Annotated in this window: 13 protein-coding genes and 2 tRNA genes; 11 read left to right on the forward strand and 4 right to left on the reverse strand. The window is 40.3% G+C overall.

The genetic code is table 11. The annotated features are described in order from the left end of the window. Nucleotides 1-74: 74 nt before the first annotated feature. The 3 genes from proC to ACZ5V8_RS03010 all read left to right on the forward strand — a co-directional run bounded on the left by proC (nucleotide 75) and on the right by ACZ5V8_RS03010 (nucleotide 1,863). A complete protein-coding gene (proC, locus tag ACZ5V8_RS03000) occupies nucleotides 75-935 on the forward strand; it encodes a pyrroline-5-carboxylate reductase (RefSeq protein ID WP_464218288.1) in 861 nt (286 codons plus the stop codon). After that, the gene (locus ACZ5V8_RS03005; protein ID WP_464218289.1) at nucleotides 932-1,495 is read left to right on the forward strand and encodes a YggT family protein; all 564 of its coding nucleotides are present in this window, start codon (nucleotides 932-934) and stop codon (nucleotides 1,493-1,495) included. Before proC ends, ACZ5V8_RS03005 begins: the two co-directional genes overlap by 4 nt. 221 nt (nucleotides 1,496-1,716) lie before the next feature. Further along, nucleotides 1,717-1,863, forward strand: a complete 147-nt coding sequence (locus tag ACZ5V8_RS03010; protein ID WP_464218290.1) for a hypothetical protein — start codon at nucleotides 1,717-1,719, stop codon at nucleotides 1,861-1,863. Between the two features lies 1 nt (nucleotide 1,864). Here ACZ5V8_RS03010 and rpoH read toward each other — a convergent pair whose 3' ends face one another. From rpoH to ACZ5V8_RS03025, 3 genes are all read right to left on the reverse strand, one after another. Next, entirely contained in the window at nucleotides 1,865-2,740 is an 876-nt protein-coding gene (gene rpoH, locus ACZ5V8_RS03015) for an RNA polymerase sigma factor RpoH (protein ID WP_464218291.1), read from the reverse strand. A gap of 173 nt (nucleotides 2,741-2,913) precedes the next feature. Beyond that, nucleotides 2,914-2,989 (reverse strand) — tRNA-Glu (locus ACZ5V8_RS03020). Between the two features lie 25 nt (nucleotides 2,990-3,014). Next, nucleotides 3,015-3,090 (reverse strand) — tRNA-Ala (locus ACZ5V8_RS03025). Nucleotides 3,091-3,217: 127 nt separating this feature from the next. On the opposite strand from ACZ5V8_RS03025, the gene ACZ5V8_RS03030 reads away from it, so the two are divergent. The 6 genes from ACZ5V8_RS03030 (at nucleotide 3,218) to parC (ending at nucleotide 8,638) form a co-directional block, all read left to right on the forward strand. Beyond that, on the forward strand, nucleotides 3,218-3,643 hold the full coding sequence (locus tag ACZ5V8_RS03030; RefSeq protein ID WP_440617450.1) for a type IV pilin protein: 426 nt from the start codon (nucleotides 3,218-3,220) through the stop codon (nucleotides 3,641-3,643). Between the two features lie 286 nt (nucleotides 3,644-3,929). Continuing rightward, on the forward strand, nucleotides 3,930-5,099 hold the full coding sequence (locus ACZ5V8_RS03035; RefSeq protein ID WP_440617448.1) for an IscS subfamily cysteine desulfurase: 1,170 nt from the start codon (nucleotides 3,930-3,932) through the stop codon (nucleotides 5,097-5,099). 4 nt (nucleotides 5,100-5,103) lie between these two features. Further along, complete coding sequence (locus ACZ5V8_RS03040; protein ID WP_440617447.1) at nucleotides 5,104-5,439, forward strand: hypothetical protein; 336 nt, start codon at nucleotides 5,104-5,106, stop codon at nucleotides 5,437-5,439. Between the two features lie 5 nt (nucleotides 5,440-5,444). Continuing rightward, nucleotides 5,445-5,642, forward strand: coding sequence for a hypothetical protein (locus ACZ5V8_RS03045; RefSeq protein ID WP_440617445.1), 198 nt, complete (start codon nucleotides 5,445-5,447; stop codon nucleotides 5,640-5,642). Beyond that, nucleotides 5,642-6,343 (forward strand): DNA repair protein RecO, encoded by a 702-nt coding sequence (recO, locus tag ACZ5V8_RS03050; protein ID WP_464218292.1) that lies wholly within the window; start codon nucleotides 5,642-5,644, stop codon nucleotides 6,341-6,343. Before ACZ5V8_RS03045 ends, recO begins: the two co-directional genes overlap by 1 nt. A 57-nt stretch (nucleotides 6,344-6,400) precedes the next feature. Next, nucleotides 6,401-8,638, forward strand: a complete 2,238-nt coding sequence (parC, locus tag ACZ5V8_RS03055; protein WP_464218293.1) for a DNA topoisomerase IV subunit A — start codon at nucleotides 6,401-6,403, stop codon at nucleotides 8,636-8,638. Between the two features lie 11 nt (nucleotides 8,639-8,649). On the opposite strand, the gene ACZ5V8_RS03060 is transcribed toward parC, so the two are convergent. Then, nucleotides 8,650-9,246 carry a transglycosylase SLT domain-containing protein gene (locus ACZ5V8_RS03060; protein WP_440617442.1) on the reverse strand — a complete coding sequence of 199 codons (597 nt, stop codon included), beginning with the start codon at nucleotides 9,244-9,246 and terminating at the stop codon, nucleotides 8,650-8,652. Nucleotides 9,247-9,395: 149 nt separating this feature from the next. Here ACZ5V8_RS03060 and ACZ5V8_RS03065 point away from each other — a divergent pair, with 149 nt between their 5' ends. Both ACZ5V8_RS03065 and ACZ5V8_RS03070 read left to right on the forward strand, forming a co-directional pair. Beyond that, nucleotides 9,396-9,974 carry a thymidine kinase gene (locus ACZ5V8_RS03065; protein ID WP_440617440.1) on the forward strand — a complete coding sequence of 193 codons (579 nt, stop codon included), beginning with the start codon at nucleotides 9,396-9,398 and terminating at the stop codon, nucleotides 9,972-9,974. Between the two features lie 212 nt (nucleotides 9,975-10,186). Then, nucleotides 10,187-11,404: an MFS transporter gene (locus ACZ5V8_RS03070; protein WP_464218294.1), complete on the forward strand. Its 1,218-nt coding sequence runs from the start codon at nucleotides 10,187-10,189 to the stop codon at nucleotides 11,402-11,404. The last annotated feature ends 48 nt before the right edge of the window (nucleotides 11,405-11,452 follow it).

The following is an 11,452-nucleotide window of genomic DNA, read 5'->3' on the forward strand; positions in this document are numbered from 1 at the left end:
GGTTACAAAGTCTTGAGTTTAAAGAACCAATTTGAAACAATGCCTTACATGAAAATTTTAAAAAGGATTTAATAATGGTTAATGCTCAAATTTGCTTTTTAGGTGGTGGTAATATGGCAAGAAGCATTATCGCTGGGTTAGTGAGTGATGGTGTTTCTGGTCAATCAATTACGGTGGTTGATCGCAACCAAGAAAAATTGGATATGCTTAATCAGTTGTTTCGTGTCAATACAACGCAAAGTGTCGAGGATGCAGTGAAAAATGCCGATATTATTATGCTATGCGTTAAACCACAATCATTAAAAGAGCTGATGTTTACGGTTAAAACGGCATTGCATAAGCAGAATAAACCTTTGTTTATATCGATTGCAGCAGGTATTACCTTGGTACAAATTGCGCATTGGCTTGTCGGTGATTATGCGATTGTGCGGGCGATGCCAAATACGCCAAGTCTTATCGGTTGTGGTGCGAGCGCGTTATTTGCCAATAATTATGTCTCGCGCCAACAAAAAGAAATGGCTGAGCAAATTATGCGTAAAGTTGGTGTGATTACGTGGGTTGATCATGAGAACTTAATTGATGTCACAACGGCGATTTCAGGCTCAGGACCTGCGTATTTTTTCCTGATGATGGAGCATATGATTGATGTGGCAGTATCACTAGGATTAAGTGAAAAACAAGCCGCATTGCTCGTGACGCAAACCGCCTTTGGTGCAAGTAAAATGGCGCTAGAAAGTACGCAGACCTTGTCAAACTTGCGTCAAAATGTCACTTCAAAAGGAGGGGTCACTGCGGCGGCATTAAAAGCTTTCTCAGAAACAGGGTTTAAAGAGAGTATTGCAAAAGCGATCAAAGAGAACCTCTCACGCTCACAAGAGCTGGCAAGCCAGTTTGGTAATGCGTTAACACATAATGAAAAAAAGGATAAAGTATGATTAATGCCGTCAATAATGTAGGACTTTTCTTAATAGAAATTATCTTTAGCCTATTTGCTTATGCGGTACTGCTTAGATTCTTTTTACAATGGGTAAAGGCTGATTTTTATAATCCATTTTGTCAGTTGATTATTCGTGTGACCAATCCTTTGTTGAAACCATTGCGTCGTATTATTCCTGGTTTCTTTGGTGTGGATTTTGCCGCGCTTGTTTTGGCGTACGTTGTGCTATTGCTGCAAATTATTTTAATACAAATGCTAAGTGCAAAAAGCTTTTATATCCCATGGTCAATTATTTGGTTTGTTGCAGTGATAAAGCTCATTCTGACGGTGATCTGGATGTATATTATCTTGATCTTTATTCGCTCGATTGCCAGCTGGTTTGCACAAGGTTCATATAACCCGGCTTTGATGGCATTGCATCAATTAACTGAACCATTGCTTAGAAAAGCACGCAGAATTATCCCGCCAACACAAAGTGGCATGGACTTCTCGCCAATGCTGATATTACTTGTACTTATTTGTTTACAGATATTTATCTCGTCAATTTTTGGGATGTAGCACGCTTTTTATTTACTCAAAACATTGATAGCATCTTATAGTTGTCTAGTTTAAACATGGAAATCATTTTATGGCAGTAGTGGAAGCTGATCAAAAGGTATTGGGTTTTTTGGCTTTATAGGCGTAGAAAAATTTAAACTAAGGTTGAATATATTTCATTTGATACAGGCATAGTATTCGCATAGACTTGAAGCGGGTTTTATGTTGGAGAGGGTAGTGACGTGTCAGATTCATCGATGGTGGCGATTCGTCGGATAGATCGCTATAGCTTTTATGCGATGCTAGTGCTTTGGTTGGGAGCGTTAATCATAAGTTTTAGCTTAACTAAAGCCGATGGTATGGCAGCATTAACAACCACAGAGAAGTGATCTAGACGCGCGCAATAGCACGTTTGAGCTTATCCATTGCCAGCTCTTCAATTTGACGAATGCGCTCAGCAGACACGTCATGCTTTGCTGCTAAATCGTGAAGGGTGAGTTTGTCTTCAGCAAACCAGCGCGATAAGATGATATCTTTGCTGCGCGCATCAAGCTTATCAATCGCTTCTTGTAATTTACCTTGAACTTTTTCTTCATAGTCATCTTCAACAGCTGCTTGTTCAGGATTCCTTGATTGATCCTCCAAGTATAAAGCCGGATGAAAACTTGATTCATCTCCTGATTCTTCAACCGGTGCATCAAACGCCATATCATAGGCGTTCATGCGTTTTTCCATTTCAAGGACGGTTTCAGGCTTAACACCAAGCTCTTTGGCGACACTTTGGATTTCTTCATCACTAAACCAGCCTAAGCGTTCTTTGCTACTTCTCAAATTAAAGAACAGTTTGCGTTGTGCTTTAGTTGTAGCAATTTTCACAATACGCCAGTTCTTCAAAATATAGTCATGCATTTCAGCCTTAACCCAATGCACGGCAAAGGAAACAAGACGCACGCCGACATCAGGGTCAAATCGTCTTACTGCCTTCATTAAGCCAATATTACCTTCTTGGATTAAATCAGTAATTGGTAAGCCGTAACCAGAAAACCCACGCGCGACCTTAACGACAAAACGTAAGTGTGAAAGAATCAGCTTTTGTGCCGCATCAATATCATTTTGTTGGCGTAAGCGATGTGCTAGTTCTTTTTCTTCTTCTTCGGAAAGCATCGGGATACTGCTGGCAAAACGGATGTAGCTATCTAAGCCATCCGTATCAGAAAGTGCTGGTATTGGTAAGGTGTTTTTTTTAGGAACGAGTTCTTTACCCATATGCTACTCATGTTTATCCATAATGCTGCGAAGTATAGCATAGATATACCCATCACAAACCATTAAACACCGCAAAGCGATTTATAATGGGCATATAGGATTTTAAAAAATTTTTTAAGCGTGAAAATGTCTGAGTGTAGAAACAAAAAAACCGCTCAACGCGGTTTTAATGATGGCGTCCCCAAGGGGATTCGAACCCCTGTTGCCGCCGTGAAAGGGCGGTGTCCTAGGCCTCTAGACGATGGGGACACAAACTTGTGTCATATCAGTTTACTGGTGGAGCTAAGCGGGATCGAACCGCTGACCTCTTGCATGCCATGCAAGCGCTCTCCCAGCTGAGCTATAGCCCCGAAACTGAAGCTGCATTCTAGGGAGGTTTTAAAAGGCTGTCAAGCGCTAGATTTAAATATCCTTAAAATTTTGTCGGTTGATATTTGAAAGTCTTCTATACTGTAAACATAAATATGGATAGCGAGTATGAAAATGAGTCTTGAAAAAACAAACAGAAATGCTAAAACACAAGGTTTTTCATTGATAGAATTATTAATCGTCGTGGCGGTGATTGCAGTGTTAGCAGCCATTGCCATTCCGATGTATAGCAATTATGTACTAAGGGCGCATCGAGCCGATGCAGTAAGCTCAATCAATCTAATTGCAATGAATGAAGAAGCATGGGCATTAAGCTCAGGCACTTATACCGCAACACTGACTAATGTGTGGTCAGGAACGACCTCAACAAGAGGTTTTTATGATATGAGCTTAACCAGTGTCACAAGTAGCGGTTATACCATTACCGCTACGCCTACAGGATCACAAACGGCAGATAGTGGTGATTGCCCTAATTTAAGACTAGTCGCCAGTGGTGGAACCATTACACGCACGCCAATTGCTTGCTGGGAGTAAGGTTGCAAATAGGGTGATGACAATATTGCAACCCACTTTGATTGTATAAGCACTGGCTGAGCGTAAGTCGAAGCCTCTATGAAGTGTGATTCTCCTAAGCTACCCACTTCGACTGATGCTCAGTGCATCGCTTTGACTTACGCTCAGGGTACGATGAGTCCTTTTGGGCAAATATTTAGTCTTAGCCATAAATAGCAAATAAAGTTTTTCTTTTTGGCATTCACAAGTTGCTAGTATAGACTGTATGTCAGTGAAATAATCAGCTTTAGTAAATACATTTATAATTATGAAACAAATATATCTTGATTATGCCTCAACAACTCCGGTTGCTGATGAGGTGGTTGCTGAAATGCTCAAATATCTAAGCTTTGATAATGCCTTTGGTAACCCTGCATCCAATACCCATGATTATGGTTGGCAGGCAAAAGGGGCTGTGGATAATGCACGATTGCAAATTGCTCACCTTATTAACGCTGAGGCGCGTGAGGTTGTTTTTACCTCAGGTGCGACCGAGTCGGATAATTTGGCGATTAAAGGTGTTGCAGATGCCTATCGAACTCGTGGCAAGCATATTATTACCTCAATGATTGAGCACAAAGCGGTGATCGACACCTGTGCTTATCTTGAAACAAAAGGTTATGAGATAACGTATCTTAAACCTGATGCTAAAGGTCAGATCTCGCTAGATCAAATAAAAAACGCATTAACACAAGAGACAATTCTAGTTTCGATTATGGCAGTTAATAACGAGTTAGGCACAATATATCCATTGGCTGAAATTGGGGCGTTGTGCCGTGAGCATAAGATTTTATTTCATGTGGATGCTGCACAAGGTGTTGGCAAAATAAAAATTGATGTCAAAGCAATGAATATTGATCTATTGTCAATCTCAGCACATAAAATATATGGACCAAAGGGTATTGGTGCGCTCTATGTCAGAAGAAAGCCTAAGGTAAAGCTCACACCATTAATTCATGGCGGCGGGCATGAGCAAGGATTTCGATCAGGAACCCTAGCAACACATCAAATCGTAGGATTAGGTGCTGCCTGTGAGTTAATGTCTTCAAAGCAAAATGAATTAAATAAGCATGTACATGAGTTGCGCAAGCAATTTTTACAAGGAATCAATATTTTACCTGAGTTAATCATTAACACGCCGTTAGATAATAGTTATGCCGGAATTATTAATATTACCTTTAAAGGTGTGGATGGCGAGTCATTAGTGGCAATGCTTCACCAGTTAGCAGTATCGATGGGTTCGGCATGTAATTCAGCCAGTGTTGAGCCGTCATTTGTATTAAGTGCCATTGGTTTAACACAACAACAGGCGCATGCCAGTTTACGTTTTTCATTTGGTCGCTATACCACGCGTGCAGATATTGATATTGCCACTGCGGCAATCGTTGATGTGGTCACTAAATTGCGTGCCTTATCACCATTGTGGCAAGGTCAATAGTGCCATGATAAGTGAGAAAATTTTAGCACTACTTAAAGCGATTACATTGAAGGATTGTCAATATGATCATGCATGCGTGCAAACGATTGCGCATGCTGGTGAGCTGGGGCAGCAAGTTTTCATTTACAGCGATCAGGCTAATTATTATTTTAAAGCGATTGGTAGCCCGTATTTGTTGGCAATGACAAAATGGTTGGTAATGCAATTGCAAGATGAAAAGAAGATAACACTTGCTGATATCGATATTGCTCAGCTGCAACAGATGTTTGATTTACCAACACATAAACGTCAAGATGCTTTAGTGATTTTGCAGTTGATTGAGCAGCTATGCCCATCGTAAATCTAATGTCACTACTTTTAGGAGGATCACTAACCATCCATGGCAGCTTCGCATTGGATTTTCATGCCATCCTGGCTCAGGATGGCAATTCAGAGGGTGTGATTGCGCGCATGGATGCGTGGCAATCGATTTTATCAGGGATGGTTGATTTAATTTCGTTACAAAGCAAGAATTCTATAAAACGGTTTATGATGGGTACATAATGGGCATAGTAGAGAAAGCGGTTATTTTACATAGTCGTAAGTATAAAGAGTCATCACTGTTATTAACATTATGGTTAAGAGAACATGGTAAGTTGAATGCCATTGCTAGGACAAACAAAAAGAATCACGGCATTTATCAGCCCTTTAGGTTATTGAGTGTTGATATAAAGATCATGCCATCGGCAGAAAGCTTAGCAAATATTCGTTCTGCCGAGTGCGATAGTAGCTTTAGCATGGGTACCTATTTATCGCAATTGGCGCGAATGTATTTGAATGAAGTTTTGTACTGGCTTTTGCCGCATGATCATCATGACGAGGCACTTTTTGATCGTTATTTATTGGTAATACAAGAATTAGTTAGCGATGATATTACAAGATTACTACGTTATTTTGAGCTGCAGTTATTAGAAAGCTTAGGCTATGGTTTTCAAGTGGATTATGATCAGGGACATAAGCTAATTACTGAAGATCATTATTATGCGATGGCGCCTTTATCCGCCTTTTATCAAACAACTGCTGAAAGTGGTATCAATGGCAAATATATTAAGCAGTTGCAACAACCTGTTTCTAGCTGGGATAATGGCACGTTGCAAGTGCTACAAAAACTCATACGCATTAATTTAAATGCCTGTTTACAGGGTAGGGCACTTAAAACCCGCGAGTTGTTAATTAGTTTTTTACGAAACCAAAATGCTTCGTGACGCTTAGGTGATCATTTGCTATGATGTGACGAGTTTAACGCCTTAATTTTTTAACGTATGGATCAACTAAGCCTTTCTTTTGAAGATAATGAAAAGCAGACGATTAGTGCCTTTAGTCGTCAGGCCTATTTGAATTACTCAATGTATGTGATTCTCGATCGTGCATTGCCACACATCGGTGATGGTTTAAAGCCAGTGCAACGGCGGATTGTTTATGCGATGAGCGAGATTGGCTTATCGGCATTAAGTAAGCATAAGAAATCCGCACGTACGGTCGGTGATGTGTTGGGTAAGTATCACCCGCATGGTGATAGTGCCTGCTATGAAGCAATGGTGCTGATGGCGCAGGACTTCTCATATCGCTATCCGTTAATTGATGGGCAAGGTAACTGGGGCTCGCCCGATGATCCGAAATCATTCGCCGCAATGCGCTATACTGAGTCGCGCTTATCCAAATATGCTGAGGTTTTATTAAATGAATTAAAGCTTGGTACAGTCGATTGGCAACCGAACTTTGATGGTACATTACAAGAGCCAAAGATGTTGCCGGCACAAGTACCTAATGTGCTATTAAATGGTAGCATGGGGATTGCTGTGGGGATGTCAACCGATATTCCATCTCATAATCTTACGGAAGTTGTTAACGGTTGTTTATATCTTCTAACAGGTAAAGATCACGATCTAGATGGTTTAATGACGCATATTCCTGGACCTGATTACCCAGGAGGTGCCGAGGTCATTACTCCTTTTGAAGAGCGTAAAAAAATCTATGAAACCGGCACTGGCAGCATTCGCCTGCGTGCGGTATTTCATACGGAAGAGGGTAATATCGTTATTACCCGCGTGCCGCATCAAGTCTCTAGTGCCAAAGTGATTGAGCAGATTGCTGCACAAATGAACAGTAAGAAAATCTCATGGTTAAGTGATATACGTGATGAATCCGATCATAACGATCCAGTGAGAATAGTCTTAGTACCGCGTTCAAATCGCGTGGATACCAATCTTTTGATGAGTCATTTATTTGCGACAACGGATCTAGAGAAAAGTTATCGTGTGAACTTAAACATGATTGGTTTAAATGGTAAGCCGCAGGTGAAATCCTTAATGGAGGTCCTTGTAGAGTGGCTACAATTTAGAACTGAGGTCACGACTAAGCGCTTAGAGTTTCGTTTGGATAAAATCTTAGAGCGTTTGCATATCTTAGATGGTTTCTTGATTGCGTTTTTAAATATTGATGAAGTTATTGCCATTATTCGTTATGAGGATGATCCAAAACATGAGCTTAAAAAGCGTTTTGATCTCACTGATACACAAGCCGAAGCGGTACTTAATCTGCGACTACGCAACTTAGCTAAGCTTGAAGAAATGGCGATCAAAAAGGAAAAACATGCGCTTGAAAAAGAGCGTGATGAGATTATGGGCTATTTGGAAAATCCAACCAAGTTAAAAAACCTGATTAAAAAAGAGCTCAAAGCAGCACAACAAAAGCATGGTGATCAAAGAAAGTCAGCACTTGTAGTACGTCCTGAAGCCAAAGCGTTAAAAGAAGCGGATTTACAACCGGTTGAAAATGTTACCGTCGTCTTATCAAAACAAGGATGGGTGCGTGTTGCCAAAGGTCATGATGTTAATGTCGAAGGTTTAAGCTACAAAACCGGTGATAGTTATTTTGCCTCAAGCATGGGTAAGAGTAATCAGCATTGTTTATTTTTCTCAAGTCTTGGTAAAGCGTATAGTTTACTAAGCGCTGATTTGCCTTCTGCAAGAGGACAAGGTGAACCGATCACAGGGCATTTGAAGCTTGAGCAAAATGAACAAATTATCGCACTAACTTTTGTCAAAGCAGAAGATCAGTTTGTTTTAGCCTCAAGTGCAGGCAATGCCTTTTTAGCAAATGGTGATGATTTGATTAGTAAGAATCGCTCAGGTAAACAGGGCATCACCTTAGGTAGTGATAAGATGGTGCCTCCGGCTAATGCCCATGATTATGAGCATAGCTTGGTTGTTGCCATTTCTAATCAAGGGCGCCTGTTGGCTGTTGATAAAAGTGAGCTACCCAATTTAGCAAAAGGTAAAGGTAATCGCTTGATCAATATGCCAAGCCCATTAGCCACTGGTGAAGAGCTTAAATTTGTTGCTGCCGTTACCAATGGGCAAAGCTTGACTATCTATTCAGGTAAACGCCATATGCGTTTAAGCTTTAGCGATCTACATGATTATCAGGGTAAACGCGCCTCACGCGGCAAGATCTTGCCACGCGGTTTTCAGAATGTGGATAATATTGGTGTTGAATAAGTAATATAAAACTACCACCAACTTTGTGATGGGATATTGCAACGCCTGAGCTGATAGGCATAGCGATAGGCCATATCTTGTGTTTCACGTGCATATTTTAGTAAGAATTGATTATTGCGATAGCTTTTTTTCATATAGCCATAAATACCTTGGTTATAGGCAAGATAAAGCTGATAGGCGTTGTCCTTAGAGATGCCAGCAATGCGTTGTGCGCGATTGGCATACCAACCAATAAAGTCGACGGCATCGGCAAAGTTAGTTCTGCTTGCCCAGCTGTTTCCAGTTTCTTTTTGATACTCATCCCATGTGCCATCAAGTGCTTGCGCATAACCATAAGCCGTTGATTGGCGTCCGGTTGGAATAAACCCTAGGACATATTGCATTGGTGTTTGCGCATCGGCAATAAAGCTTGATTCTTTACGAATAAATGCCCATTGCACACTAATTGGCACACCCCATTTTTTATAGGAATCTAGTGAGTCGTAATACCAATCAGGGTATTGTTGTGCGATTGAACAGGCATTATTAGGATTATTCGGTGGTGCAGTAATACATCCAGCCAGTGGCAAAGCAGTTAAAATAGCTAAAAACTTGAAATTAAACTTCATGAAATTAAATAGCGAGTTTTTCGTAACATTGGGGCACAGCCTAACGGATTTTTTAGCGAACGCGAACTGTTTTCAACAATTTTTTATTCCAAGTGGGCGCGCAATACAGTAAGTTATGCAACCAATACAAAAAGTAAATACTACTGAACATGGCAAAGCTTCATTTTTATTACTCAACCATGAATGCCGGCAAGAGTACAACACTTTTGCAATCTGATTATAATTATCGTGAACGTGGGATGAATACCTTATTATTTGCCCCGAGCTTTGATGATCGCTTTGGTATAGGTAAAATCTCATCGCGCATTGGTTTGCAGGCAGATGCGCTGTTATATGATCAATCAACAGATTTATGCGCAGAGACAAAGCATGTGCTTAAAACCAAAAAACTGCATTGTATTTTGGTGGATGAGGCGCAGTTCTTAACAAAGGCACAAGTTTTGCAATTAACGGATATTGTCGATGAGTTAGACATTCCTGTGCTTGCCTATGGCTTGCGTAATGATTTTCAGGCAGAGCCATTTGAAGGTAGTAAGTATTTACTTACTTGGGCGGATCAGCTGCTTGAGATCAAAACCATTTGTCATTGCGGTAAAAAGGCCACACATGTATTGCGCCTAGATCAAGATATGAATGTTATTAAAGATGGTGAACAGCTGCAAATTGGTGGCAATGAGCGCTATATCTCAGTCTGTCGTTGGCATTATAAAAAAGGGCAAATTGCCTGATTAACTTCAGTGGTTATAATAATATATCAATAAGTTGCATCATCTAATACCTCTCCCCTTGTGGGATTGCTCGTGCAGCTTAAGCTGCACGGGTGAGGGGTAATTAAAACTCAGCACCATTCTTGATCCATTACTAAAATACTTTTGCTTGCTGTAAAATCATAACTTTGCCACAATGCTCTGTAGAGCGGATGATTGTATAAAGAGGATGTGTGAAGTCGTACTTAAAAGCACGTGCAGCGTTATTTAAAAATAGCTCATTTACCTATGCATGTATTATGAGCTTTTTTTCTGCTATTGCTGTTGGTATGGCATATGTTTCGTTCAGTTGGCATTTGCTAGCGATTTATAATAGTGTTAATGCGATTATTATCTTTATGTTTAGCTGGTGGGTTTCAGGTGCTGTTTTATCACCTATAACGGGTTATATTGCTGATCGTTTCCCGCGACAAAAAATCATTGTTGTCACCAATGGTGCGCGTGTTGTTATGATTGCTGCCTTTTTAATGTTTGGCTACCTTGATACATTGGCTGAGGTATACTTCTTTACTAGCTTTTGGGGTTTGATATTAGCATTTTATATGCCGGCAATGCTGATTATGGTGCGTGAGATCTTTAGCGACGATAGCTATCTGCTATACGCCAATAGCACGATGGATGGCATATTTGAAATTGGTATGGTGATTGGCATGTCTTTGGGTGGCTTATTGGTTGTGTTTTTTAATATGCATCAAATCCTATATTTCTTGTTATTTGCTACAGCCATTGCATTAATAGCAAGCTTTGGTGTGAAACCTAAGCGTTATGTTGAGCGTAGAGAAAGTGGTTTTATCGAAGATTGGCGTATGGTCTATCGCTTCTTGCGCCAAAAGCGTTTTGTCTTTTGGTTTTATGTCGCCGAAATTGGCTTTACCTGTTTGTTTATGACGGTACCGATTTTTATAGCACCTTATGCTAAGAATATTTTGCAAGCAAGCTCATGGCAGTTTGCATTAATTGAAACAGGGTTTTCAATCGGTTTTATTATTGGTTGCATTATTTTGCCATGGTTTGCTGATCGTTATAATGAGATCAAAACAATCGTTGGCGCCTTACTGCTGTCAGTCTGTTTATACTTTATGTTGGCAATCGTCCATAGTGTCTGGCTGGCATTGGTCTTTTATTTTATTATCGGCATATGTCTTTCATGCTGGGCGGTCTCTGTTACTCTTGCCCAAAGGCATACAGATATCACGCTACAAGGGAAAACCCAAGGTTTAAGCTATGGTTTATCCGGTTTAATGGTGATGGTGATTTATACAATGTTTTTGATTATTAATAGCCAGATGCACTTTCCGAGCAACTATTGGTTTTACTTTATCGTGGTTTTAGCATTAATGATTATCTACCCACTGCTGCGCGGTGGGAAATTGCAAAAAAATCAAGGATGAAATTTGATCTTTACAAATAATAGTCTACGCTTCAATCGAGGCAACTCT

Source organism: Cysteiniphilum sp. GTC20157, from assembly GCF_055396795.1.

Excerpts from the sequence above, each read along its gene's own strand:
- proC (WP_464218288.1), top strand. The coding sequence starts at position 75 with ATGGTTAATGCTCAAATTTGCTTTTTAGGTGGTGGTAATATGGCAAGA.
- ACZ5V8_RS03005 (WP_464218289.1), top strand. The coding sequence starts at position 932 with ATGATTAATGCCGTCAATAATGTAGGACTTTTCTTAATAGAAATTATC.
- rpoH (WP_464218291.1), bottom strand. The coding sequence starts at position 2,740 with ATGGGTAAAGAACTCGTTCCTAAAAAAAACACCTTACCAATACCAGCA.
- ACZ5V8_RS03030 (WP_440617450.1), top strand. The coding sequence starts at position 3,218 with ATGAAAATGAGTCTTGAAAAAACAAACAGAAATGCTAAAACACAAGGT.
- ACZ5V8_RS03035 (WP_440617448.1), top strand. The coding sequence starts at position 3,930 with ATGAAACAAATATATCTTGATTATGCCTCAACAACTCCGGTTGCTGAT.
- ACZ5V8_RS03040 (WP_440617447.1), top strand. The coding sequence starts at position 5,104 with ATGATAAGTGAGAAAATTTTAGCACTACTTAAAGCGATTACATTGAAG.
- ACZ5V8_RS03045 (WP_440617445.1), top strand. The coding sequence starts at position 5,445 with ATGTCACTACTTTTAGGAGGATCACTAACCATCCATGGCAGCTTCGCA.
- recO (WP_464218292.1), top strand. The coding sequence starts at position 5,642 with ATGGGCATAGTAGAGAAAGCGGTTATTTTACATAGTCGTAAGTATAAA.
- parC (WP_464218293.1), top strand. The coding sequence starts at position 6,401 with ATGGATCAACTAAGCCTTTCTTTTGAAGATAATGAAAAGCAGACGATT.
- ACZ5V8_RS03060 (WP_440617442.1), bottom strand. The coding sequence starts at position 9,246 with ATGAAGTTTAATTTCAAGTTTTTAGCTATTTTAACTGCTTTGCCACTG.
- ACZ5V8_RS03065 (WP_440617440.1), top strand. The coding sequence starts at position 9,396 with ATGGCAAAGCTTCATTTTTATTACTCAACCATGAATGCCGGCAAGAGT.